This window comes from Acidithiobacillus marinus (genome assembly GCF_002847505.1).
Classification (GTDB): Bacteria; Pseudomonadota; Gammaproteobacteria; order Acidithiobacillales; family Acidithiobacillaceae; genus Acidithiobacillus; species Acidithiobacillus marinus.
The window spans coordinates 1-25,298 of the sequence record NZ_MXAV01000019.1; the positions used below are offsets into that span (position 1 = coordinate 1).

At 55.1% G+C, this 25,298-nt stretch carries 23 protein-coding genes and 1 tRNA gene; 5 read left to right on the forward strand and 19 right to left on the reverse strand.

Annotated features, from left to right (window positions below; genetic code table 11):
* The 3 genes from B1757_RS05160 to B1757_RS05170 all read left to right on the forward strand — a co-directional run.
* Positions 1-1,419, forward strand: a 1,419-nt coding sequence (locus B1757_RS05160) for an ABC transporter ATP-binding protein (RefSeq protein WP_101537321.1), incomplete at its 5' end; no start/stop codon positions are given.
* Position 1,420: 1 nt separating this feature from the next.
* Positions 1,421-1,960: a GNAT family N-acetyltransferase gene (locus B1757_RS05165; RefSeq protein WP_101537302.1), complete on the forward strand. Its 540-nt coding sequence runs from the start codon at positions 1,421-1,423 to the stop codon at positions 1,958-1,960.
* Between the two features lie 41 nt (positions 1,961-2,001).
* Positions 2,002-2,880, forward strand: coding sequence for a DMT family transporter (locus B1757_RS05170; RefSeq protein ID WP_101537303.1), 879 nt, complete (start codon positions 2,002-2,004; stop codon positions 2,878-2,880).
* Here B1757_RS05170 and B1757_RS05175 read toward each other — a convergent pair.
* The 5 genes from B1757_RS05175 to B1757_RS05195 all read right to left on the reverse strand — a co-directional run bounded on the left by B1757_RS05175 (position 2,842) and on the right by B1757_RS05195 (position 7,434).
* Positions 2,842-3,519 (reverse strand): HAD family hydrolase, encoded by a 678-nt coding sequence (locus tag B1757_RS05175; protein ID WP_101537304.1) that lies wholly within the window; start codon positions 3,517-3,519, stop codon positions 2,842-2,844. The genes B1757_RS05170 and B1757_RS05175 overlap by 39 nt on opposite strands.
* The gene (gene ubiG, locus B1757_RS05180) at positions 3,512-4,213 is read right to left on the reverse strand and encodes a bifunctional 2-polyprenyl-6-hydroxyphenol methylase/3-demethylubiquinol 3-O-methyltransferase UbiG (RefSeq protein WP_101537305.1); all 702 of its coding nucleotides are present in this window, start codon (positions 4,211-4,213) and stop codon (positions 3,512-3,514) included. Before ubiG ends, B1757_RS05175 begins: the two co-directional genes overlap by 8 nt.
* Positions 4,210-5,556 carry a TRZ/ATZ family hydrolase gene (locus tag B1757_RS05185; protein WP_101537306.1) on the reverse strand — a complete coding sequence of 449 codons (1,347 nt, stop codon included), beginning with the start codon at positions 5,554-5,556 and terminating at the stop codon, positions 4,210-4,212. Before B1757_RS05185 ends, ubiG begins: the two co-directional genes overlap by 4 nt.
* Before the next feature lie 108 nt (positions 5,557-5,664).
* Positions 5,665-6,834 carry a lytic murein transglycosylase gene (locus tag B1757_RS05190; RefSeq protein WP_101537307.1) on the reverse strand — a complete coding sequence of 390 codons (1,170 nt, stop codon included), beginning with the start codon at positions 6,832-6,834 and terminating at the stop codon, positions 5,665-5,667.
* 36 nt (positions 6,835-6,870) lie between these two features.
* The gene (locus tag B1757_RS05195; RefSeq protein ID WP_101537308.1) at positions 6,871-7,434 is read right to left on the reverse strand and encodes a C40 family peptidase; all 564 of its coding nucleotides are present in this window, start codon (positions 7,432-7,434) and stop codon (positions 6,871-6,873) included.
* Between the two features lie 169 nt (positions 7,435-7,603).
* Between B1757_RS05195 and B1757_RS05200 the strand changes: the two genes are divergently transcribed.
* Positions 7,604-7,678 (forward strand) — tRNA-Val (locus tag B1757_RS05200).
* Positions 7,679-7,975: 297 nt separating this feature from the next.
* On the opposite strand, the gene B1757_RS05210 is transcribed toward B1757_RS05200, so the two are convergent.
* The 3 genes from B1757_RS05210 to B1757_RS05220 all read right to left on the reverse strand — a co-directional run bounded on the left by B1757_RS05210 (position 7,976) and on the right by B1757_RS05220 (position 12,096).
* Entirely contained in the window at positions 7,976-8,638 is a 663-nt protein-coding gene (locus tag B1757_RS05210; protein WP_101537309.1) for a thiopurine S-methyltransferase, read from the reverse strand.
* A gap of 67 nt (positions 8,639-8,705) precedes the next feature.
* A complete protein-coding gene (gene mutS / locus B1757_RS05215; RefSeq protein WP_101537310.1) occupies positions 8,706-11,273 on the reverse strand; it encodes a DNA mismatch repair protein MutS in 2,568 nt (855 codons plus the stop codon).
* A gap of 127 nt (positions 11,274-11,400) precedes the next feature.
* Positions 11,401-12,096 (reverse strand): Bax inhibitor-1/YccA family protein, encoded by a 696-nt coding sequence (locus tag B1757_RS05220; RefSeq protein WP_101537311.1) that lies wholly within the window; start codon positions 12,094-12,096, stop codon positions 11,401-11,403.
* A gap of 128 nt (positions 12,097-12,224) precedes the next feature.
* Between B1757_RS05220 and B1757_RS05225 the strand changes: the two genes are divergently transcribed.
* Positions 12,225-12,980 (forward strand): putative quorum-sensing-regulated virulence factor, encoded by a 756-nt coding sequence (locus B1757_RS05225; protein WP_253253720.1) that lies wholly within the window; start codon positions 12,225-12,227, stop codon positions 12,978-12,980.
* On the opposite strand, the gene B1757_RS05230 is transcribed toward B1757_RS05225, so the two are convergent.
* The 11 genes from B1757_RS05230 to B1757_RS05280 all read right to left on the reverse strand — a co-directional run bounded on the left by B1757_RS05230 (position 12,953) and on the right by B1757_RS05280 (position 25,245).
* Positions 12,953-13,594, reverse strand: coding sequence for a class II aldolase/adducin family protein (locus tag B1757_RS05230; RefSeq protein WP_101537312.1), 642 nt, complete (start codon positions 13,592-13,594; stop codon positions 12,953-12,955). The two genes, B1757_RS05225 and B1757_RS05230, sit on opposite strands and share 28 nt — an antisense overlap.
* Positions 13,595-13,599: 5 nt before the next feature.
* A complete protein-coding gene (locus tag B1757_RS05235) occupies positions 13,600-14,019 on the reverse strand; it encodes a Smr/MutS family protein (protein ID WP_172437613.1) in 420 nt (139 codons plus the stop codon).
* Positions 14,016-17,849, reverse strand: a complete 3,834-nt coding sequence (locus B1757_RS05240) for a DUF3683 domain-containing protein (RefSeq protein ID WP_101537313.1) — start codon at positions 17,847-17,849, stop codon at positions 14,016-14,018. Before B1757_RS05240 ends, B1757_RS05235 begins: the two co-directional genes overlap by 4 nt.
* A complete protein-coding gene (gene panC, locus B1757_RS05245; RefSeq protein WP_101537314.1) occupies positions 17,846-18,685 on the reverse strand; it encodes a pantoate--beta-alanine ligase in 840 nt (279 codons plus the stop codon). Before panC ends, B1757_RS05240 begins: the two co-directional genes overlap by 4 nt.
* A gap of 1 nt (position 18,686) precedes the next feature.
* Positions 18,687-19,472 (reverse strand): 3-methyl-2-oxobutanoate hydroxymethyltransferase, encoded by a 786-nt coding sequence (gene panB / locus B1757_RS05250; RefSeq protein WP_101537315.1) that lies wholly within the window; start codon positions 19,470-19,472, stop codon positions 18,687-18,689.
* Between the two features lies 1 nt (position 19,473).
* Positions 19,474-20,079, reverse strand: a complete 606-nt coding sequence (locus tag B1757_RS05255; RefSeq protein ID WP_101537316.1) for a deoxynucleoside kinase — start codon at positions 20,077-20,079, stop codon at positions 19,474-19,476.
* Positions 20,076-20,648 (reverse strand): 2-amino-4-hydroxy-6-hydroxymethyldihydropteridine diphosphokinase, encoded by a 573-nt coding sequence (gene folK / locus B1757_RS05260; RefSeq protein WP_101537317.1) that lies wholly within the window; start codon positions 20,646-20,648, stop codon positions 20,076-20,078. The genes B1757_RS05255 and folK overlap by 4 nt, the downstream gene beginning before the upstream one ends.
* Positions 20,606-21,910 carry a CCA tRNA nucleotidyltransferase gene (locus B1757_RS05265; RefSeq protein ID WP_101537318.1) on the reverse strand — a complete coding sequence of 435 codons (1,305 nt, stop codon included), beginning with the start codon at positions 21,908-21,910 and terminating at the stop codon, positions 20,606-20,608. Before B1757_RS05265 ends, folK begins: the two co-directional genes overlap by 43 nt.
* Before the next feature lie 23 nt (positions 21,911-21,933).
* Entirely contained in the window at positions 21,934-23,352 is a 1,419-nt protein-coding gene (gene pcnB, locus B1757_RS05270) for a polynucleotide adenylyltransferase PcnB (protein ID WP_253253721.1), read from the reverse strand.
* Positions 23,353-23,522: 170 nt separating this feature from the next.
* Positions 23,523-24,029, reverse strand: a complete 507-nt coding sequence (locus tag B1757_RS05275) for a hypothetical protein (RefSeq protein WP_101537320.1) — start codon at positions 24,027-24,029, stop codon at positions 23,523-23,525.
* A 1-nt stretch (position 24,030) separates the two neighbouring features.
* Positions 24,031-25,245 carry an ISL3 family transposase gene (locus B1757_RS05280; RefSeq protein ID WP_101536405.1) on the reverse strand — a complete coding sequence of 405 codons (1,215 nt, stop codon included), beginning with the start codon at positions 25,243-25,245 and terminating at the stop codon, positions 24,031-24,033.
* Positions 25,246-25,298: the final 53 nt, after the last annotated feature.

The window sequence follows — 25,298 nt, forward strand, 5'->3', positions numbered from 1 at the left end:
GCGCTCCGAGTTATGCAAACAGGCCCTTCTTTAAGAGAGAGCACTGTTGCCACGCTGACTGCTGTTTGGTATTTGCTTACTTATGGTATCAGTTCAATAATCATTCTTGCGCAACAAAGTTGGGCACTTTCTGCTCCTGTTTTTTTGTGGTTTTTTCTTTATGGTCTGTTAATGTGGTTTTTTATTCCGCGCCTGACACAGCGATCAAATTCGCTATCTAAGGCGCGTTCTGGTCTTACGGGTTCTATTGTTGATAGTTACACGAACATTCATACAGTCAAACTTTTTGCAAAATCAGAAGATGAAGATCAGTTTGTTCGTGATGCACTTGTCAAGCACACTTCAGCATTCCGTGCTTCGTTACGTATGGTGACCACCTGGATGACGTCATTAACTATGCTAAATGCCCTGCTTCTTAGTGGTACTACAGGTGTCGGACTCTGGTTGTGGCACGAAGGAATGATCTCAGTTGGTATTTTGGTTACGGCTGTGCCATTGGTTTGGCAAATAGCAAATATGTCGGGATGGGTAGCAAATAATCTCTCAGCCATTTTTGAGAATATCGGCACCGTGCAGGATGGTATGCGCTCTGTTGATCGTCCGCGATTGATGGGTGATGCTGAAAATGCTAAGCCTTTTATATTCAAAGCAGGACAAATTGATTTTGATAATGTTTCATTTAGTTATCATCAACAGGATGGAACTGTGGATGAGATAAAACATATTGATGACGTTTCAATACATATCGCTCCAGGCGAAAGAGTGGCTATTGTTGGACCTTCTGGATCAGGAAAATCCACTTTGGTGAGCTTATTGTTGCGTTTCTTCGATGTGAACAACGGACGTATTCTAATTGATGGTCAAGATGTCAGAGATTTAGAACAGGAAAGCTTTCGTCAATATATTGGAGTCGTTTCTCAGGATACATCCTTATTACATCGTTCTATTTTTGATAATGTTCGGTATGGACGGCAAAGTGCTACACGGGATGAAGTGGAAGAAGCTTTGCGTAAAGCTCGAGCAGATGCATTTGTCATGGATCTAGTGGATTCTTACGGTCGGACTGGTCTTGATGCTCAGGTTGGCGAGCGGGGAATAAAACTTTCTGGTGGGCAAAGGCAACGTATTGCTATTGCACGTGTTTTTCTGAAGAATGCGCCGATACTCGTTCTGGATGAGGCGACATCTGCTTTGGACTCTGTCACTGAGCAAGAAATTCAAACTGAACTGGATGCTCTCATGGCCGGTCGAACCGTGATTTCTATTGCACATCGCATTTCTACTATTGCGCACTTTGATCGTATTATTGTTATGGCTAATGGGCAGATCACAGAAATGGGCAATCACCAGCAATTATTGCAGGCTAATGGCCATTATGCTGAATTATGGTCGCGCCAAAGTAAGCCGATGAATCGTTGATATGTCCGAATATACAGAATCAGGTAGCCTATTTGCGGTCAGGCAAGTGAATGAAACTAATTGGCCGGATTATGCTTCTGATATTAAAAGAATATTTAATGTTGAAATCGCTCAAAGTCCTTATATTTATCTTTCAAGATTATTTAATGAGCATGATATTCATCAATGGTTTTTTAATCGCTTGCAAAAAAATGGATCGCTTCTGGTTTGTACGCATACGCACAGTGACAAAATTTTGGGCTTTGCTACTTATGGAAGGTTTCGTAATTTTGCAGGAAGTTTAGATACTGTCGAACACTCAGTTTATGTGGATTCTGCAGTGCGCAGTAAAGGCGTTGGTAGTTTTTTGCTCGGTGAGATTGTTTCTACGGCTCGTCTGGCTGGAAAAAAGTCTATGGTAGGTGTTATTGATGCTGATAATTTAATAAGTCTTCATCTCCACGATAAGGCTGGATTTATTCGTGTGGGATGTATGAAAAGTTTAGGGTTTAAATGGGATAAATATCGGGATACATGGTTTGTGCAAAGGATTCTCTCCTGATTTATAATCTCACAACACGAAATCAGCGGAGCCTGCCCGTCATGGCTCTGCTCCTGGGCTCCAGCCTTTGGGGGTTTTTGTGGCTCCCTTTACGCTATTTTAATCAACAGGGCCTGCACGGTGCCTGGCTGATCCTGGTGACTTATTTGTTGCTGGCAGTGCCTGCCGGTTGGTGGTCCTGGCGGCGGCGGTACGAGTTACGTGGGCATCACTGGACGATGTTAGGATTGCTGATTCTTGGCGGGTGGACCAATGTGGCTTTTATGTTGGCATTAGTGCACGGCGAAGTGATACGGATTCTTTTGCTGTTCTACCTCTCCCCCGTCTGGTCAATTTTTGCAGCACGGATTTTTCTACACGAAGCCATTGGATGGCGTGGAGCTCTAGCGGCACTACTCGCAGTGGGTGGTTCAGCTCTAGTGGTGAGTCATGGTCAGGGATTTTCCTTGAATGATTTGAGTACGAATGATCTTTTATCGATTTCTTCAGGTTTCGCTTTTGCCCTCAGTAATGTGGTTTTACGTGCGGATGAAGCTCTTGGAGACATGCACAGGGCTAGCTCGGTGTGGTGGGGCTGTGTGCTGCTGGCCCTGCCTTTCCTCTTTATTCAGCCTTGGCCTATGCTTTCTCCAGCGCACTATGTTTATCTGTTGGGTTTTTCCTGGTTATGGATTGCCGGGGCAACCTTGGCTATTCAGTATGGAGTGGCAAGAATGCCGGTCAGTGTTTCTGCTGTAATCATGCCTTTTGAGGTGATTGTCGGCGCACTTTCTGCCTGGTGGCTGGCGGGTGAAAATCCGGGCTTGCTGGAGTTGCTGGGTGGCATATTGATTCTCGCGGCGGCCTTGCTGCAAATTACCCGCAGCCAGCAACATCCGGTTTCATTGGGCGGCGTGGAAATGGAAAAGGGCGAGTTCTAGGGATTCGCTGCGGGGAATGATCTGGTCTGCGCCCCAGTTTTCCAGTGGATCGTTGGATTCTATATAGCCCCAACCTGCTGCCCAGCATTGGGTTCCCGCCGCACGACCAGCCAGAATATCGCGATGATCATCGCCAATCATGATAGCCTGTCTGGCTGTCGTAATATCCAGATTTCGTAAGGCGTGGAGTACCGGCAGGGGATCAGGTTTGGGGCGCGCCGCAGTATCTCCACTGACCACTACACCGGGAGTAACGGGCAAGGATAAAGCCGCGAGCAAAGGAGTCGTCAGGAAACCCGGCTTGTTGGTCACGATTCCCCAGGGTATTTCTTGCTCTTCCAGCCAGCGTAAAACCCGTTCCATACCTGGAAACAAGGCGCTTTGCTGGCAAATTTCGGATAAATATTGCTGCAGAAAAGCGGCGCGCATGGATGGGAAATCTGTATCTTCCGGTTGCAGACCAAAAGCTACACGCAATAGCCCTCTGGCTCCCTGTGAGGCTACCGGGCGCAGAGCGCTGAGGGGCAGGGCAGGTAATCCTTGTAGTGCGCGCAGATGGTTGGCGGCGGCGGCCAGATCAGGCGCGGTATCTACTAGGGTACCGTCGAGATCAAAAAGTACGGCGCCGCTTTTAGGCATGTTGTTTGCGGGTATGCATCAGATAATTAACGGTCACGTCATCATTGAGGCGGGCCTGATGGCGGATGGGATCATAATGCATGCCTTTGAGGGCGAGGGTTTGTAAATGGGCCTTGCGGGTCATGGCGATGAGCTCGCTGGGGCGAATGAACTTCTGGTAATCATGGGTGCCGCGCGGCAATAGGCCCAGAACATACTCTGCGCCGAGAATGGCCAGCAGATAACTTTTGGGATGACGGTTGAGGGTTGCAAAAAATGCTTCGCCGCCAGGCTTCAGTAGTTGCGAACAGGCCGCAACAATGCCAGCAGGATCAGGAACATGTTCCAGCATTTCCATGCAGGTGACCACATCATAGGATTGGGGTTCTGCTGCGGCCAGATCCTCGACGGCGATTATGCGGTACTGAATAGATAAGTCGCTGCGCTGGGCATGGGCCTGAGCGGCTGCGATGCCATCAGCGGCCAGATCGATGCCTGTCACTATTCCCCCCTGACGGGCCATGGCTTCCGCCAGAAGCCCGCCGCCCGTACCCACATCGAGAATGCGCTTGCCGCGCAACCCCTGGCAACCATTGGCAATAAAATCCACCCGCAGGGGATTGATCTCGTGCAGCGTCCGGAAAGGTCCGTGGGGATCCCACCAGGTGCTGGCGAGTGCATCGAATTTGCTGACTTCAGCCTGATCCATATTCATGGGTTCTGATCTCTTTCGCGAATGCGCTTTACCCATTCCTGGGCGCGACGGAATAATGCCGATGTTTCCCAGTCCACGGCCTGTCCCTGGGAGATACGGATTTTACCTTCTACCCAGACATGGGTAATCTGGTCACGTCCCGCACAATAGGCTACTTGGGACACCGGATCATACACGGGGAAGGTGGCGGGATGATCAAGAGAAATGGCGATGCAATCGGCCGCTTTGCCAATTTCCAGGCTACCGATTCGGTCGCCCCAGCCGATGGCTTGGGCACCACCCAGGGTGGCGGCTTCCAAGGCTTCCCAGGCGGGAAACGCCGTAGGATCGTTACTGATGCCTTTGGCGAGCAGAGCGGCCGTGCGCAGCTCACCGAGCATGTCGAGATCATTGTTGCTGGCGGCACCGTCGGTACCAATGGCAAGGCCAATGCCCTGCCGGCGAATCCGGGCGACAGGGGCAATACCTGAGCCGAGCTTGAGATTGGATTCCGGGCAATGGGCAATGTGCAGCCCGCTTTCCCGGCACAGGCTCAGATCACTGTCATCCAGTTGGGTCATGTGTACGGCCAGAAAGCGCGGATTGAGAAGGTCCAATGCTGCGAGGCGCGCCAGAGGGCGTTGCCCGTGCTGAGCAAGGGCTTCATCCACTTCATAAGCGGTCTCATGGACGTGCATGTGGATGGGCAGTTGCTCGGCTTCAGCCAGTTCCCGGGTGCCGCGCAAGCCTGCATCGGCCACCGTATAGGGAGCGTGGGGCGCCAGACTTTGTCGAATCAGGGGCAGCTGGCGTAGGCGCGGCAGAAGATCAGCAGCGGCCTGCAGGCAGGCGTCGGCGTTGGCTGCATAAGCCGTAGGAAAATCGATGATGACATGACCAATGTGTGCCCGCATTCCCATGTCTTGGGCACTGAGAGCGGCCGCTTCAGGAAAAAAATACATATCGTTGAAAGTAGTAGTACCGCCACGCAGCATTTCGGCAATGGCCAGTTCCGTGCCCATGCGCACAAATTCCGGACTGACAAAGCGGCCCTCCACCGGCCAGATGTGTTCGTTCAACCAGGTCATCAGCGGCAGATCATCTGCAAGGCCACGCATCAGGGTCATGGCTGCATGGGTATGGGCATTGACGAAGCCGGGCATCAGGACATGCTGATTCAGGGTCGTCACCTCGGCGGCCGTGTACGCATTCAGAATATCTTCTTGGGGGCCGATAGCGACTATGCGCCCTTCAGAAACGGCCATGGCGTGATGATGGAGCAAATTGCGCGGACGTACCGGAATGACCCAACGGGCACAAATGATGTGATCGACGTGCTTTTTTGCGGCAGTTTGTGGGGTCACACCAAGCCTCGTAGCGATTAATCAGATAGAACCTATATTAACACATGGGCGATGACCCTGGACAACTTATGGCAACCATCATGCTGATACCGGTGATTCTGGTTGTCTTCAGCTGTTCAGGGCACGTTGAATAGCCTGGGCATAAGCCCAGACTGTCGCGGAATAATAAGTGCTGGGATTGTAGCCCATGATGGCGTAGAAATTGGGATAGGCCACAAATAATGTGGGTCCTTCTGTAGTCTGTAGACGAAGCAGACCTACAGGAGTACTTACCGGCAAGTTCGGCGTCTTCTCCGGCTGAATGCCGGCAGCCAGTAATTGCCCCAGGGGATGTTTACCGTGCAAAAAGAAATCAGCATTTGCTCCACCACTTCGCGCTACGCGACCCAAAACGGGTTGACCGGGTTGCCAGCCGTGCGCCAGAAAAAAATTGGCGGTGGAAGCCAGGACATCGGCTGGTGAATTCCAGAGATTGGGCAGCGGCCCGCCGGGGGGATCATTCCAGACAATACCGTAGCGCAGGTAACTGCTGGCCAGAAATTGTGACATACCCATGGCCCCCGCCTCGGAGCCCATCAGGCTGGCAGGCGAAACGCCGAGTTTTTGTGCCAGTTTCAAAGTTTCTGCAGTTTCGTGCAGAAAAAATTGTCGCCGACCCGGCAAGGCCAATGCCAGACTAAGATTACTGTTCAGCACCGAAAAATTGCCCATGAAAGAGCCAAAACCGGTTTCGATATTGAGAATACCCATCAGGATGGGGCCCGGAACCCCGTATTTACGGCTGACCTGTTCCAGCAGGGCACGGTGTGCATTCCAGAACTGTAATCCGCGCTGAATGCGGTCGGGGTGAAGAAAACGGTCGCGATATCGCCACCAGGGATAGGGAACGACGGGCTTGTTGCTGGGCGGCGCCGGGGTCATCAGCGCCACGGCGCGAGCGTTGAAGCGCGCATTCTGCAGGGCGGGAATCACATAGCGAGCGGGCAGACCGTCATTTTCCTGCAGATGGCAGGCAATTTCCCGGAGCTGTTGTTGATATTGCTGAGGAAAATTGGGGAAGTAAACGTCTCGAACGCAGGATTCGGAAATGGCCGACGGTGGAATCTGCCGGGCAGCAGGTTGTGGCAGCGTTTGGGCGCGGGGTGTAACTGCAGGCAGATTGGCCGAAACAGGGGGCGAGACAGGGCTGCTGACTTCAGTCGCGCATGCGGAAAGTAGAGTAGCGCTAATGCCAATGCTCAGTAGGGTTCTGATAGGACTTTTAGGGAGTATGTGCATTGTTTTCCATTAAAAATCAGTGGGTTTCAGGGTGACCTAATTCGCACGCATGGCGAGCAATTCTCTGGGCATGGGTCGGCGGACTCCATCCAGCCGTTTCGCCCAATAAGGAATTTGTAGGCTCTGCACGGCGACCCCCTGGCGGCGATTCAGGGCGCTGACGAATTGTTGCCCGCCGATATAAATACCCACATGGGAAAATGGCTGTCCCATGGTGTTGAAAAACACCAGGTCGCCGGGACGGATGCGGCTCAGGGGCACGGCGGGTAAGGCGGCTGCCTGGGCAAAGGAGGTTCTGGGAATGTCCACCCCAGCTTGTTCCAAGACATATTGAATAAGTCCGCTACAGTCGAATCCAGTTTTTGGCGATTCACCACCCCAACGATAAGCCTTGCCAATTTCAGAGATGGCATGCACCAGGACGGCATCCAGGGTTGTCGCTTCCGCACGATGAGAATAGTCGGTGGATGGTGTCGGTGCCTGATGTAGAGCGGGAGGAGGAAGGGAGGGGCTGGGTGTCATGCTGGCGCAGCCGCTCAAGGCCAAGGTGCCTAACAGCAACGCGAACTCGGCCCACTGCAGGAGACTTTTGCTAAACATAAAGTAATGCCTTGACATAGGCGTCTTCCTCTTTCTTTTTTCTAAAGAAAGTAAATAGCCTAATTATCTGGATTTGGCAAGGGAGGTTGTGGATATGGATTTGGAACTGCGTCGGTTGACCTGAGAGGCGCTGATTGGTATTTTACGCGCTCTCTGAATGGATTATTCAGGGCGGTTAGCTCAGTGGTAGAGCACTGCCTTCACACGGCAGGGGTCACAGGTTCGAACCCTGTACCGCCCACCAAATAAAACAAATTCGTAGATTGATTTTTAGCCCTGTAATTGTTTAAGCTTTCTGGACAAATCCTGGGCAATGGTCGCTGGCGGCTACTGCGCTGGTACCTGGCTTGACGCTGATCACGCACAACATCGATTTTCAGTATCCCGATCTGCCGGTACTGGACCCTTGGCTTGCATGAGTTCGCTCTGGCCGCGCAAAGTGCATTGTCCAGTTTTCCGGGGCAACTGGGAGCAAGAGGCGGCTTGCGATGCAGGTCATATCGGCCTGTCAATCAGGGGCGGATAAAGCCTCTGTACCAATTTATAACTGGGCAGCACGGAGAATGTACACATCTTCCTCGAAGCGCTCAGGCCCGCTGGCATGCTGCCCATCGTGCAGGTCAGTTTGCGATATATGTTGGATTTTCCATGCTCCTTCATAGAGTTGCTGCACCTCATCCATGGATACTGGATAGGGTGGGCCTTGCCGGTTTTCGGCAGGGAAATCCAGTGTAATCAAAAGGATGTCAGGTCTTTCGGGCAGTAAGGTACGCAAGTGACGGGCATAGGCCAAGCGCTGCGCCGGGGGGAGAGCAATCAGTGAGGCGCGGTCATAGACGGCTGCTGTGCCGATCAGATCCTCCGACCGCAGCTGAAAAAAGTCTCCACAGAAGATTTCTATTGCATCAGACTGGTAGCGTTGAAAAGCGCCGTGGGATGTGATTTCAGGGGTCAACCCATGTTCCCGGAAAAAGCCCTCGACAGCTATGGGGCTAAGTTCAACGCCAGTGACCTCGAACCCTTGATTGACCAGCCAGAGCAGATCCAGGCTTTTACCACAAAGAGGAACGAACACTCGGCTGCCGGGACTCACGGCGAGCTCCGGCCAGTGAGCCAAAAGCTGCTCATGAAAATGCGAGCGATGGAAACCGATGCGGTTTTGTTGCCATCGTTGCAGCCAGTCCGTGTTTTGCGCGTTTACCATTTATTCTACCATCTGTGAAAGACCAATCCTGTATACAGAGTAACATTTCAGTACATTACTGGAGAAATCAAAGCATATTTTTTATTTCATAGAGCAAATCCAGGGCTTGCCTGGGGCTGATGGTATCCGGGTTCAGTTGCTGCAAACGTTCCAGAATAGGGTGGGGCGTAACTGTGAACAGGGGAATTTGTGCGGGTAGGGTTATGGACGCTTGCACTGGGCTGGATGGGGCTGGTGGCTGCTTAGAAGCAGCAGTATTCTCCAAAAGATTTAGGCGCTTGCGGGCGGCAGTCACGATGCCCTCGGGGATCCCGGCCAGGCTGGCAACGGCCAGTCCGTAACTCTGGGTGGCCGGGCCTTCCTCGACACGGTGCAAAAAAATCACCTGCTCATTCTGAGCGACGGCATCCAGATGGAGATTGGATAATCCCCGGTTTTCGAGGGCGGTCAGCTCAAAATAATGGGTAGCGAAAAGCGTGAAAGCACCGCGCTCCAGCAAGGCTTCTGCCGTAGCCCAGGCAATGGCGAGGCCATCATAGGTGGCCGTACCGCGCCCGATTTCGTCGAGAATGACCAGACTTCGGGCAGTGGCCAAATGGAGAATCCGCGCTGTCTCGCTCATTTCCACCATAAATGTGGAACGCCCCCCCGCGAGATCGTCTGACGCACCAATGCGGGTGAATATCTGGTCAATGGGACCGATGACCGCCTCCCGGGCGGGCACCCAACTGCCAATATGGGCCAGCAGAACGATGAGTGCGCTCTGGCGCATATAGGTGGATTTACCCCCCATATTGGGACCCGTAATCAGATGCATTCGTTGTTGGCCATCAAAATGCAGATCGTTGGGTACGAACTGGCTGCCGATTTGCGCCTCGACCACAGGGTGGCGTCCATCTGCAATGTGCAGAGCATTTTCGGCCACCATTTTCGGGGCCGACCAGTTCAGGGTGATGGCGCGTTCGGCCAGGGTGCTCAGTACGTCCAACTCGGCGATGGCCGTCATGGTGTTTTGCAGTGCCGCCACTTCTGGCAGTAGCGCCTCCAACAGACTTGAAAACAAATGGCGTTCGCGGCTCAGTGCCAGGCTTTCGGCAGAGAGAGCCTGATCTTCAATGGTTTTCAGTGCATCGTTGATATATCGTTCGGCATTTTTGGTGGTCTGTCGGCGGCGATAATCGTCGGGAATGGGACCCTGATAACTGCGACTGATTTCAATATAAAAACCGTGAACGCGATTGTACTGAATTTTGAGTTGGCTGATGCCGGTACGCTGGCGCTCCTGCTGCTCCAGATTGCGCAGCACATCCTGAAGATTGTGACTCAAGGCCTGTAAACGATCGAGTTCGGGATCATAGCCTGAGCGGATATAACCCCCCTCTCTTTGAGTCATGGGTGGCTGATCGACAATGGCATTTTCCAGGAGCTGCGTCGTGGCGGTGAACAAGCCAATTTTTTCCTGATAAGTTGCCAATATGTCAGCCGTGAAATGACCCAGGCGGTCGCGTAAAGCGGGCAGGGCCTGCAGGGTGTGGCGCAACTGGGCGAGATCCCGGGGATTGGCGCTGCGCAAGGCGATGCGGGTAAGAATGCGCTCGGCATCGGCAATGCCCTGCAGGGCATTTTGTAAAGCGCCTTGATCTTGGCCTTCTATGAGCGCGCTGACACACTGCTGCCGCTGTAATAATTCCGGACCCTGACGTAGGGGGCGCATGAGCCAGCGGCGCAGCAGCCGTGCTCCCATGGCGGTCCGCGTTTTCTGGAGCAGGGATAGCAAGGTTGGACCTTGTCCCTGAAGGCTTTCCACTACTTCCAGAGAACGAAAAGCCGTAGCATCTACGTACAGTTCTTCTTCTGCGCGCTCAGGATGCAGGTGCTGGATCTGCGCCAGACTGCCACGCAGCTGCGTTTCAGCATAATGCAGGAGAGCGCCGGCTGCCCGTAGGGCCAGAGGCCAGTCGTTGCAGCCAAAACTGTCCAAACGCTCGCCAAAGTAACGATCCAGTACGGCCTGACTGCGGCGTGCCTGGAATATCTGCTTGTCGAGATCCTGGACGAGGGTTCCCTGCAAGTGCTTCTGCAGGTCTGCGTCCTCAGGCAGGATGATTTCCGCAACAGGACGTCGACCCAGCAGGTCGGCCAGATGGGTCAGTGGAATTTCCCGGAGCATCAGGCGTCCTCCGGCCGCGTCCAGCCAGGCAAGACCGCATTGTTCCCCCTCCGGGCAAATGGCCAACAGCAGCGGTTCCTGCTGACTGTCCAGCAAAGCCCCATCGACAATGGTGCCGGGGGTCAGTACCCGGACAATGGCTCTTTCGACGGGACCTTTACTGTTGGCCGGGTCGCCAATCTGCTCACCAATGGCAATTTTCTCGCCCAAAGCCACCAGTTTAGTCAGATAGCCATCGACACTGTGAACGGGAACGCCGGCCATGGGAATGGGCTCTCCCGCACTGTGCCCGCGACTGGTGAGGGTAATACCCAACAGACGCGAAGCTTTCTCCGCATCTTCATAAAACAGCTCGTAGAAATCCCCCATCCGGTAAAACAGCAGGGCATCCGGACATTCTGCCTTCAGTCCGAGATACTGCTGCATCATGGGGGTGTGCTTCGCGGGGGATTCAGTGGCGCTCATGGGCGATGCAATTCAGGAATAGGGAACTTATTCATCGCCGAGAGGATAGCGCAAGGGCGTATCCGTAGCCACATCCGCCATGCTTACTGACGTGGCGGATATCTGGCGGTGGGGTATACGGTGAATTTCAGCTGCGGTTGCCGCCGCCGAAAATCTCCAGCAGAGCCATGAACAGGTTGATGATGTCCAGGTAAAGACCCACCACCAGCAGCACCGGTTCCTGGATGCCACCCCGCACCATGCGCTGGGTATCAAACAGAATCAGACCACTGAATACCAGTACAAGTACTCCGGCAATAGCCAATTGCAGGGCCGGCAGATGCAGAAGAAACATATTCAGTAACGACACCACAATCGCCAGAATCAGCCCGGTAATGAGAAAGCCGCCAATGTTGCTGAAATCCCGGCGGGTCGTCATGGCATAGGCCGACAGACCGACGAACATGGCGGCGGTGGTTCCTAGCGCCTCGGCAATGATGGTGGCGCCGTTGGGCATGCGCAGATACATCTCAATGGCTGGTCCCATCATCATGCCCATGCCGGCGGCAAAGAGGAACACCAAGGGAATCGCAAAAGGACTGCGATGCGCACCGGTATACTGCACGGCAAAGAGCAGGGCAAAAGATCCGATCATCAGGATAATGGGATGTTCATAGGCAAAGGGTGAACTCATCCCGTACACGGCGGCAATGGCCGAAACCACGAGCGTGGCCGCCAGCAGCGCGTAGGTTTTCCCCAAGAGGGCGCCGATGGAAGTCCCTGCACGACTTCCCTGGGGATTCATGCTGTCGGGAAACTGGTAGGGATTTTGATCCTGATTCATTACAGACTCCTTCAAACAAGCAACGCGCTTGGTATCAGTGAAGAATGGGGGTTTCTATTCAATAAATCAATGGTCAAATCATCGCTTCTGGCGGCATTTCCACAGAGATAATCTGCCGTAGGAGTCTGGTGGAAGGAGAAATTTCCGTAAATTGTCTCTTGCCCATTGGCAAGTACACCATTAACCTGCAGTTCCTTTCTCTGATCCACACTGGAGCCGGTATGCGCGCACTGATTTTTGACACGGAAACGACGGGGCGGGTCGAGCCCGATCTGATCGAGGCGGCCTGGCTGGCGGTCAGTGATCTCAAGACCCTGGAAGTGGAAGAACAGTTTGTGCAGCGTTACCGGCCGGATAAACCCATTGAGATGGGGGCCATGGCGGTCCATCACATACTCGAAGAAGACCTGCTCGATTGTCCTTCGGCGCGGACGTTTACCCTGCCGGAGAACACCGCCTATCTGGTGGGACACAGTATTGATTATGACTGGGGGGTGATCGGCAAGCCCGATGTCAAACGGATTTGCACCTATGCCATGACCCGCAAGCTCTGGCCGGAGGTTGACAGCCATTCCCAGTCGGCGTTGATGTTTCATTTCAGCAAGGACCGCAAAAAAACCCGGGATAATCTCAAAAATGCTCATTCAGCGCTGGCGGATGTGAAATTTTGCCGGATATTGCTGAATAAGGTCATTCTCGCCGTGCGGCCTTCCTCCTGGGAAGATCTCTGGGAGTTCAGTGAGCGCGCGCGGATTCCCGAAACCATGCCCTTCGGCAAGCACAAGGGCGTCAAAATCATTGATCTTCCCGATGACTACCGTAAATGGGCGCTCAACAACCTGACCGATATGGACTTTTACCTGCGCAAGGCGCTGGAAAGCTGAGCCTTTTGCACCGCTTCCAGCAGTAACGTCCCGCACTGGGCAGCCGTCTGGCCAGCGGCGATGATGCCGTCTTCGTGCCCCGCCATTTGCAGCAGCAGGGGAAGGCGGGCACCTTGGACTATGTCACTGATGGCCTCGGCCATGGCCGGGGTGCCATATTCCGCATCCAGTGGAGTCGCCGCTATGGCCAGCCGTTCGGCTGCCTGCCAGAGTACCGGGCTGTGGACGTGAAACACCCAGTGAATGTCGGGATGGGCGGCATAACAGGCGGCATGACTCAGAGCTTCGGAGGAGGGTGCTTGAGGCCCCCTGGCATGAATTTGATTGCCCGCAATATTCCAGTCGGTCACGGTACAGAAATGTGCCGTCGTCAGAGTCTGTAGCGCCCCGGTTTGGGTGGCGCTGATCAGAAACCCCTGGGGGCTACGGCAACTCACATTGCCAAATCCGATTCCGCCGTAACGCTGTGGATCGGCACCAATGAGCTGGCGTGCGAACAACACATCGCGCCAGTCCTGCAAGGTGGCGATTTCCGCCTGACGGGGGGCGGCAGCGTGTTCCCAGTGCAGAGTGAATTTGGTGACACCTTCTTCGGGTAGATTGGTTGTGCTCATGGGTTTTAGCGCCGCTCAAAAATTTTCTGGAGGAGGCGATACCAGCCGGGGAGCGTCACCGGGTCGGAACGAGCTGGTTGGGTACAGAGCTTGGCCGCTGTTTTGCCGGAATTGGCCGGTGCTTCGGGTAACGGGACGCCCGGAGGATAAATATCTACCAGGGTGGCGCCCCAGCTACTGCGATCATTGGCCAGGCGAAAATTTTTGACCATGGGTTCGCGGCGCAGCAGGGCATGGACGGTTTCGCGCAGCACCCCCCGGCCTTTGCCGTGAATAATCCGGATTTCGGTCATGCCGGCAGCCCGGCAGGTCTGCAGGTATTCCCGGACCAGATCGGGGACTTCCTTGGGGCGGAACGCATGCAGATCCAATACCCCATCTATCTGGGCGTGAAACACCGGATCCCGTTCAGAAGCTGGGCTCAAAGCAATATCCTTTCAATGCCCCCCTGCTGGGTCGCATCAATAAAGGCCTGCTGCCACTGCGCACCGAGAATTTTCCGTGCCAGTTCCACGACAATGTAGTCCGTATCCAGACCGGTATCTTCCCGGTAGCGCTCCAGGCCCTGCTGGCAGGCGGGACAACTGGTCAGCAGACGCACGTTATTGTCCACGGCCTTGTCGCTGCCCGTCAGCTGGAAGACGCCTTCTTTCAGCACTTCTTCCTTGCGGAAGCGCAACTGGGTGGCAATATCGGGACGGCTGCTGGCCAGGGTCCCAGCTTCGCCACAGCAGCGTGCGGACTCGGTCACCTCCTGGCCGAGCAGGCGACTGGCAACCGCCTGGGGTTTGTGGGTTTTCATGGGACTATGACAGGGGTCGTGATAGAGATATTGCACGCCTGCCACGCCCTCCAGAGCAACTCCCTTTTCCATCAGATATTCATGAATATCCAGCAGACGGCAACCGGGGAAAATCTGCTGAAACTGATATTGCAGTAGCTGATCCATGCAGGTGCCGCAGGATACAATCACGGTTTTAATATCGAGATAATTGAGGGTGTTGGCCACCCGATGGAAGAGCACCTGATTGCGCACGGAAATTTCCTGACCTTTGTCCTCCTGGCCACCGGCTGTTTGCGGGTAGCCGCAGCAGACATAACCCGGAGGCAGAACCGTTTGGGCACCCACATGATGGAGCATGGCCAGGGTCGCCAGGCCGATGTCGCTGAACAGGCGTTCACTGCCGCAGCCGGGAAAATAAAACACGGCATCACTGTCGTCATTGACCTTGGCGCTGTCCCGGATGATGGGCACGGTTTTGTCATCGACAATGGCCAAAAGCTGGCGCATGGTCTGGGCGCCCATTTTGGTGGGCAGGGGTTTGCGCAAAAAGTGGATGACTTCCGCCCGCACGCTGGCCTTGCCCGTGGTGGCCGGAGGCGGGCCTTTGGGTAAGAGGGGCTTGACGACATCATGGGCCAGAGCCTGGGCCTTGAACATGGTCTGAAGCACCCCCTGACGGAGAAAGTGCACCTTTCCGGGTTCAGTAGCATTCAGGTAGCTCATCGCCAGCCGTGTTCCCATATTGAAGGATTTCTCGCCCCGCGCCCGGAGAATGTTGCGCATGTGGATGGAGACCTTGCCAAAATCAATATCCACCGGGCAGGGGGTCAGGCACTTGTGACAGGTGGTGCAATGATCGGCCACATCATTCATGGCCTCGAAGTGTTGCCGGGAAACACCCCGTCGGGTTTGCTCCTCGTAGAGAAAAGCCTCGATCAGCAAGCCCGTCGCGAGGATTTTGTTGCGCGGTGAATAAAGCAAATTGGCACGGGGAATATGGGTCATGCAGACCGGTTTGCACTTGCCGCAGCGCAGACAATCCTTGATTTCGCGGTTGAGCTCGCCCAGTTCACTGGCTTCGAGGAGCAAGGCTTCCTGTTCTACCAGTTGCAGGGAGGGGGTGTAAGCATTGTCCAGACCCGAACCTGCCAGCAGCTTACCCGGATTGAAGAGATCATCCGGATCTACCTGGGACTTGTAACGGGCAAAAGCGGCAATTTTTTCCGGTTCCAGCCAGCGCATTTTGGTAATACCAATGCCATGTTCGCCGGAGATCACGCCGCCCAGTTGCTGGGCGATAGCCATGATCCGGTCCACCACTATGTCGGCTTCATGGAGCATGGTCTGGTTGCTGGACAGTACCGGGATATTGGTGTGAATGTTGCCATCACCAGCGTGCATATGCAGGGCCACAAAGAGCCGGGAACGCTTGTATGTCGCGTGGATGTCACGAATCTGCTCGCGCAGGGCGGTGAAAGCGTCTCCAGCAAACAGTGCCTCCAGCGGCCGCCCCACCCGCTCTCGATAACTGATCCGCAAGACACCGCGCAGGAGTAGATCGATGAGGGTTTCTTCGGGATGCATGACTGTCGCAGACTGAGCATCCAGCAGCTCCGGATGCAAAGCAGCAGCATCATCCAAACGCTGGAGCAAGGCTTCCCAACGCTGGCGAGTATCCTCAATCAGAGCCAGGGCGGCGGCTCTTTTGGCGGCCACAATGGCCTGATCTTCGCTGCAATCCTCATAGTCCTTGGCTTTGCGGATTTCTGCCAGGTCACCGTGAAAATAGGCGTCCAAAGCCGTCAGGCTGCGCAATTTGCTGCTGATGGACTGTTCGATATTGATGCGTTCCACCGCCCGGGTATAAGCCCCCAGTTGTTCCAGAGGAATGACCACATCTTCGTTGATTTTGAAGGCGTTGGTATGCGCGGAAATGGCCGCGGTGCGGCTGCGGTCGGCCCAGAAACGGCGTCGGGATTCGGGGGTGGTGGCCACAAAGCCCTCACCTCCCCGGGCATTGGCAATGCGCACCACGGCTGCCGCTGTGGCTCCCGCTGCGTCCGGATCATCACTGGCAATATCCGCCAGGAGCAGCATTTTCGGTCGTTCATGACGGGGCGCCTTATTGCTGTACTTGATGGCCTTCAGATAGCGTTCGTCGAGATGCTCCAATCCGGTCAGTAGAACATTACTCTGGTTTTCCACATAGGATTTGACTTCGACGATCGCCGGTACGGCGGCATTCAGGTCGGTACCGTAAAATTCCAGGCAGACGGTGCGAATGTGGGCGGGCATACGATGCAGCAGAAAACGCCCGGAAGTGATAATGCCATCACAACCTTCTTTCTGGATGCCAGGCAAGCCACCGAGAAACTTGTCGGTCACATCCTTGCCCAGACCCGCCTTGCGCAAGCTGGCGCCGGGTAGTGTCAATGTTTCTGCTTCCCCCAGAGGGGTCTGGCCATCGCCGGCATAGCGTTGGAGCAGAAAGTCGACCTGAGGCTGATCATGGATTTTGCCGAGATTATGGTTCAGCCGTTCCACTTCCAGCCAGTTACCATCGGCAGTAACCATGCGCCAGGAGAGCAGATTGTCCAGGGCGGTGCCCCAGAGTACGGCTTTTTTGCCACCGGCATTCATGGCGATGTTGCCACCGATGGTGGAAGCATCCATGGAGGTCGGATCAACGGCAAAAACCAGACCCGCCGCATCGGCGGCGTCAGCAACCACTTTGGTCACTACCCCAGCGCCGGCGGAGATGCTCGGCACCGTTTGGCTCAGACCAGCCGGTATGACTGGTTCTATGGCCGATATTTGTTCCAGTTTTTCGGTATTGATGACTGCCGTATGGCGCCGGAGTGGAATGGCCCCACCGGTATAGCCGGTGCCACCCCCCCGGGGAATGATGGACAGACCCAGTTCACGGCAGGCCAGCACCATGCGTTGAACCTCGGACTCGTCGGCAGGGTAAAGCACTACAAAGGGAATTTCCACCCGCCAGTCGGAAGCGTCGGTGATATGGGCAATGCGCGCATAGGCGCTGAAATCCACATTATCCCGGGCAGTAATTTTCAGTAAACGCTTTTCGGATTTTTTGCGCAGATGGAGATCTTCGTCAAACTGCCGGGTGAAAGACTTTACAGCTTCCTGGGTACTATCCAGGAGCCGCAAAACCAGGGCATTGCCTTCAGCCCGCGTGCGGATATCCTTGAGGCGATGGGCCAACGCATTCCACAGGGCTTCGCGGCGGCCCTGGTCCCGGGCGAGATCATCCTGAATGTACGGATTGCGTTCAACGACCCAGATATCACCCAGGACTTCAAAAAGCATCCGCGCCGAACGGCCGGTGACCCGTTGTTCGCGCAGATCTTCAAGAATACGCCAGGCCTCTGTGCCGATCAGGCGACTGACAATTTCGCCATCGGAAAAGGACGTGTAATTGTAAGGAATTTCTCGGAGACGTGAGTTCATAAGGGAATCATAACATTGTCGATGAGTCGGGTCTGCCCAAGATAGGCGGCCGCAAACCAGCGCGCACCCGGCACACCATGATCCAGTAATTGCAAGCTCTGGCTATCCCGCAATTCCAGATAATCCACAACAAAACCCGCCTGCTCCAGGCTGTCGCGACCTGCTTGGGCGAGTTCAGTAATGGCGCTTTCTGAGCGGCTGCGTTGGGCCAGATCACCCAGAGTGGCGGCCAAGAGCGGTGCCATCTGGCGTTCATCGGGGCTGAGCAAGGCATTGCGGGAGCTGTAGGCCAGCCCGTTGGCTTCTCTTTGCAGCGGGCCGGGGAGCACCTGCACGGTCATGTTCATGTCGGCCACCATTTGCTGCACAATCCGCAATTGTTGATAGTCTTTTTCACCGAGAATCAGAATCTCCGGCTGGATCATCTGCAGCAGTTTGTTGACGACCGTGCAGACCCCGGCGAAATGTCCCGCACGGTGCGCACCACAAAGGGGTTTGGCCAGGCTGTGGGGCGGCATGATGATGGAGAGGTCCTTTCTGCCCCGTGGATACATCAACGCATCGTCCGGGGTAAAAACAGTGGAACATCCCGCTGCGTGGAGTTGCTGTAAATCCTTGTCGAGGCTGCGCGGATAACGCGTGAAATCCTCCTGTGGCCCGAATTGCAGGGGGTTCACGTAAATGCTGACCAGCACATTTTCAGCACGGGCGGCAGCCAGACGCACCAGGGCCATGTGTCCCTCATGCAGGTTGCCCATGGTGGGGACAAAAGCCAAGGTGCCCTGCAGACTTTGCCGCCACTGCCGCAGGCTGGCGATATCCTTGAAGATGGGCATGTCAGTGCGCGCGCCGGGGCGGAAACTGACCGTTGCTCACGTCCTCGACGTAATGGGCAAGGGCGTCCTGCATCTGCTGGCCGGCTTCCAGGTAGCGTCGGGCAAAGGGCGGGCTTTCTACTTCCAGGCCCAGCAGATCATGGGCAACCAGCACCTGGGCGTCAGTATCCGGGCCGGCGCCAATGCCAATGGTGACCGCCTCTATTTCCCGGCTGATGCGGGCAGCGACCACATCAGGCACGGCCTCCAGCACCACAAAGCGTGCTCCGGCGGCACTGAGCACGCTGGCTTCATGCTGCAGGCGCTGCGCTCCGGCATCGCTGGTGCCCTGACGCTGAAAACTCCCCCATTGTCGCACCCGCTGCGGGGTCAGACCGATATGGGCGCAGATGTTGATACCGCGTTCTGCACAAAAGGCGACCGTGGCGGCCATTTCTGCCCCGCCTTCCAGTTTGATGACGTCAGCCCCGGCACGCAATAAAGCCCCGGCGGACTCCCAGGCCTGCTCCGGACTTTTTTCATAACTGCCAAAAGGCAGATCGGCAAATACCAGGCAGTCTCCGGCACCGCGCTGCACCATCCGGGTGTGGTAGCACATCTGTTCCAGGGTGACATTGAGGGTGTCCTGATCGCCGCAAACCACCATGCCCAAGGAGTCACCGACCAGTACGCCATGCAGGCCGGCTGCGGCCGCAAAGCGCGCCATGGGGTAATCATAAGCGGTCACCAAGGCTCTTTTGCGACCCTGTTGTTTGTCTTTTACCCAGCGGGAGATTTTCTTGTGCATATCACGCCTCAATGATGTTCAGATGATACTTGACCATTTTAATCAAGTTCTCATTGTGCCGTGCTTCCCTGACAAAATCCAGTTGCCCGGTATTGATATCCAGGCAGGGCGCTGGGTAAAGACGACGCCAGTCCTGATAAGCCTGCTGGACTTTGGCTAGGTAGCTGTCATCCAGCTTTTGTTCATAGGGCCGGGCCCGGGACAAAATGCGTTCCTGGAGGGTTGCCAGGGGGGCATCCAGAAAAATCAGCAGATCGGCAGGTGTCGGCTGATAGTGCAGCCCCGCCTTGATCTGCCGGAATAACTGCAGCTCATGGGGAGACAGGGTCAGGGGGGCGAATATTTCATCCTTGTGGACACTGTAGTCGCTGATGATATAGGGATAATCGGCGGGAGCCGCCTGCCATTGGGCCTGACGCTGGAGTAAAAACTGCAGTTCGGTCGCCAGTGCCCCGCCAGTCTGGCGGTAGAACTCGGGCAGGAAAACATTGTCTTCGGGCTTTTCCAGTATCAGGCTGGCATTCAAAGCTGCGGCGAGGCGCCGGGCCAGAGTGGTTTTGCCCGCGCCGATGGGTCCTTCGATGCTGATAATGCGGGGGCGAGTCATGCGCTGGCCCTGCGGATACTGGTCTTGATGGGTGAAGGTGTGGATGTTTCAGGGAGACGCGTAACTGACTGGGATTGAACGGCCTCCAGATAATCGGCAATGCACCCGCATCCGGGCAGCACCAAATCAGGATCGTATTCTGCCAGAGGAATCAGTACAAAAGCCCTTTCAGTCAGGCGGGGGTGAGGAACGCGCAGGGTCGGATCAGTGGAAATCAGGTCGCCATAGCTGAGTATGTCGAGGTCAAGGACGCGCGGACCCCAGAATATTTCGGTAGTACGCTGCCGGCCGGCAAGGGCTTCGAGATGTTGCAGGCGAGCCAGTAATGCCCCGGCCGTCAAGCGGGTGTCCAGGCGGGCTACGGCATTGATGAAAGCGGGTTGTTCAACCCCACCCACGGGATCAGTGCGATACAAAAGGGAGTGCCAGAGTAATTCGGAATTCGGCAACTCGGCCAATGCTGCCAGAGCCTTCTGTACCTGTTCAATCGGCTGCTTTATATTGCTGCCGATACTGATCCAGGCAATTACCGAGGGTTCGTTGGCAGAATGCCTTGTTTGATCAACCATTGTTGCGCTGTTTCCTTGTCTGCTATGTCCCTGTCCAGTTGGGCGTCCCGTAGGCGTTTCAGGATATTCCCCAGCGACGGCCCTGCTGATAGCCCCAGTGCCTGCAGCTCCTGTCCGTTGAATATCGGCTGGAGAGACTTTTGCTCCTGCAAATAAAGGCGGGCACTGTCTTTGAGTGCGCGGTCATCGGGATACATTGCCATGGCCGCCAGTATGCCCGCGAGCGAGCAAGCTTGCCAGATATTTGCTCTCTGGCTGGGGCGAATGGCCTGTGCAATGCGCCGGGGCAGATCAGGGAGGATGCGCAGGTCGGCCTCCAGTCGGTTCCGATCCGGGATGGGCCATTGATCAAGGGGTCGTTGTATGTCGGTCCAGGACAAATCCTGCCAGAGCAGGATGAGCATGAGGGTGGACACCGCTATGCTTACCTCGGGAAATTGTTGTTGCAGCCACTGGATTTGCTCCTGACCACGTCCAAGCAGAGCCTGCATGGCGAGAATATCCATCGGTGCGGGACGCAGCAAAAACCAGAGATGCCATTCGGATAACAGGGATAATGCCTGGGGTAAAGCGACGAGTTCGAGCAGATAGCAGATCTCCCGCCACAGCCGAGCTGCACTGAGCCGGGCAAAAATGTCGTCTCGCAAAGCTTCTTGGAGCTGCTGCCGGCTCTCCGGAGCGAGGTTCATCTGAAATCGCGTCGCAAAGCGCAGACCGCGTAAAATCCGCGTCGGATCATCCAGAAATGAACGGGAATGCAGGGTGCGTAGCTGCCCGCGTTGCAGATCTATCCGTCCCCCATAAGGGTCAAGCAGCGAAGCAAAATTTTCGGGATCCAGTGACAGCGCCATGGCATTGATGGTGAAGTCACGCCTGATCAGGTCTTCGCCGATATTGCCGGGTCGAACTTCCGGCAAAGCGGCCGGTGCCGGGTAATGTTCCACCCGGCATTGAGCCAAATCCAGGGAAAATCCCCGGGAATCTTGCAGGGTGGCCGTACCAAAACGCGCATGATATTGATAATCGGTGCCGGGGATCTGTGCCTTGCAGGCTTCCACCAGGGACCGGACATCGCCTTCGACGGCAACATCCAGATCCGGCGCATAACGTTCCAGGAATAAGTCCCGAACCGCACCGCCGACCAGATAGACCGGCGTGCCCAGTTGCTGCGCAATGTTACCTATCTGCTGCAGATATTGCAGTCTGTCGGTACCCCACTGTTTTTTCAGCAGGGGGAGAAGGTTGATGCTATGAGCTTCCATGACATGCACAGGGGCGCGACCCGTCAGTCGTTGTCCGCCACCCTCTCCGTGGTATCTACAGTCTGAGTGGTAGCGTTGTCGTTGCGCGGATTCCGGCGCCGACGCCGTCTGGGACGACGGCTGCGGGTGGCTGGCAGTGGCCCGAGGGCCGTTTCCTGGCCGCTTTCTTCGAGCCGCGCAGCTTCAATCAGAGTGCGCCGGCCCTCATGATCTGCCGCCTGAAACTGCTCCCACCAGGCGGCCAGTTCGGCAGGAATTTCTCCAGCTTGACTGCGCAGCAACAAAAAATCATAGGCTGCCCGGAAACGCGGATGGGCCAGCAATGCGTGCGGACGTCTGCCGCCTCTGCGCAGGAAACGCGCCTGCAGATCCCAGATTTCGCGCATGGGCAAGGAGAAACGCCGGGGTACCGCAACCCGTCCCAGGCAATCCTGAAGAATATCGCTGGCAGCCTGCTGCAAGGCAATGGCTGCCGGTTTGCCTTGCTGTTCCAGAACCTGACTTTGTTGCTGCAAAACAGGCCAGAATAATGCGGCAAACAAAAAGGCCGGAGTCACGGATTTATTGTCGCGGACCCGCTGGTCGGTGCCTTCCAGGGCGCCCTGCAATAAAATCCGGGCAGGTTCAGCATTATCCATATCCAGAATGGCATCTACTTGCGGGAACAAAGCCGCAAACAAACCATGCTGACGAAGCTGCTCAAAGCTGGAGCGGGCGTTACCGTTCAGAAACAGCTTGAGAGTTTCCTCAAAGAGTCGCGCGGAAGGTACTTCCTGCAAACAATCCCGACAGGTATGGATGGGTGCGCGGGCGGCTTCGTCGAGGGAAAAACCCAGTTTGGCGGCAAAGCGCACCGCCCGTAACATGCGTACCGGGTCTTCGCGGTAACGCTGTTCGGGATCACCAATGATGCGCAGACGGCCAGCCCTCAGGTCTTCCATGCCCGTGGAAAAATCCAGAATGCTCCGATCGGCAATATTGTAGTACAGGGCATTGGCAGTGAAGTCCCTGCGGCGGGCATCTTCTTCCAGGGAGCCGTACACATTATCCGCGAGAATGCGCCCGCTTTCACTGCGCTCGCTGGCCTGATTCCGTTTGCCGTCGCTGGCTCCACGAAAGGTAGCTACCTCAATGATTTCACTGCCAAACTGTACGTGCACCAGGATAAAGCGCCGGCCGATCAGGCGGGCGTTGCGGCGAAACAGTTTGCGTACCTGTTCGGGATGGGCATCCGTAGCCACATCAAAGTCTTTGGGTTCGCGGCCCAGCAGCAGATCACGGACCCCGCCACCCACCATATAGGCCTGGAAGCCTGCCTTGTGTAAGCCGTTCAGCACCTGCAGGGCGCCGTCGCTGATGTCCCGACGGGAAATGTTATGATCAGCACGCGGGGTGACGGTGGCACCGGGAATCTGTACGGGCAGCGGAGTCGATACATCCACCGCAGTGTCCGAAACCGACTCTGCAAGATTTAACTGACTGGTTATAAAAGATTTTAAAGATACCAAGCTGGGTCCCTAGTGCGGGTGGTCTGTCCATCTCGGCAACAGTGTACCTGAAATTTTCAGGAAAAGCAGTGGATCACGAGTCACAACACATTATTTTTGAAAATCTATATCACCCAATAACCACTCACAAAAAAAGCGACCTGTATAAGTAATGCCATGGCGGACAAGGCCAGAAGGACAAAACTCGTAATCTTGTGTTCATTATTTTGATAGTAAAATCCTGCGGCTATAAAAATGGGTACATCTATATAGAGAAGTCTTACCGTTGAAGAAGGGCCTTGAACGGAGCCAATAAACCACATGTAAGCCGATATAACCAGAAAGCTATACATGGATAATAAATATTGTTTGTGTTTATAAAGTATCACAGTTGAAATAATGGCCATGATAATGCTGAAAGAGTTGGCAAAATACTCAACCGAACCTTGAGGTATTTTCCCGGCAGGTTGCAAGAAGAAAATAGAACGAATGAAGCTACCATAACCCCCTCCAAAAATTGGAGAGAGGACAAGTACGTTAATGACTCTTTGGAAGTCTGGTAGATATCCCCATGCTTTCTGAACATCAACGAAGGCAAGGGCATTACCAAAAGCAAGCTGGTTCCTCGTCATTTCAAGTGGGTAGCCTGAGATCCAGCTTGCCCAGGATCAGGTAGGCCATGTTGATAAAGTTCTTGTGCGTGCGGTAACCCCGAGCCTTGGCCTTGGCGGATTGAATGAGGCTGTTGAAACCTTCCAGAATTCCATTGGTGATCTGGCTCTCGAACCATCGGAGCACGCCATCCCAGTGATTCATGATGGTGTAGGCGACCTTGACGATAGGCGGCAGATCGCTGGTTCTGGCGTTTTCCAACCAGGCTTTCAAGAGGGTAGCCCCCTGATGGCGATTCTTGATCGTGAAGATGTCCTGAAAGGTCAGGCGGAACTGGTAGGCCTGCGCCGTCTTGAGGTTCTGGTCTTTGAGTAATGCCTGCAGCTTTTCTTTCTGCTTCACCTTGAGGTTGCAATCGTTCTTGAGCCAGAGCCAGCGGGTCTTTTTGAGATTTGGCTGAGTGAGGACTTCCCCCTTGCGCACGTCGTCCACGGCCTCGTTGACGAGCTTCATGAGGTGAAAACGATCGAAAGTGATCTCCGCATTGGGCAGGTGCTCGGCAGCCCCTTTCTGGAAGGCCGGCGAGAGGTCCATGCTCACATCGGTGATCGCTTCCGCGCTACCACCATGGGCCTGTAGATCTGCGGAGAATCTCTCAAAGGTCTTGGCATCCTTGCCGGGAGTAGCGAACAAGAGTCGCCGGGCATCCAGATCCACGAAGAGCGTGATGTAGTCGTGGCCGCGCCGACTGCTGGTTTCATCGACGCCGACGGCATGGACATGGGCCATATCCACTCTGGTACGGGCTTCTGGCACATAGTGGTCAATCACCCGCCACAGGAGCGTGTCGGTCTCGCCGACTAGGCGGGCTACGGTCAATACCGGCATCTCCCGCACCAGGGTCATGATCAGCGCTTCGAAGAGCAGGGTGAAATGCGAGCCTTCCCGTGCCCAGGGAACAGATATCTGATGCACTCCATGCTCCTGGCACTTCACACGAGGTACGCGGGCATGGAGATAGGCTTCATGCTGGAAGAAATCCATGTGCCGCCAAGTATGGTCACGGGTATCATGTACCGGACACTCCTCACCACAGACGGAGCAAGCAAAGCGACTACCCTTGGGAAAGTTGATGTGCAGATCCAGGCGTTTCTCCTCCACCGTGAAAGTCACATGATCCACCAACCACGGCGGAACCAATCCTAACGCGAGAGAAAACAGCTCTTCAGGGACCATCAGCTAACTCCAATTCAGGGCACGACCGCTCCACAGCATTCTACCCCCTACCC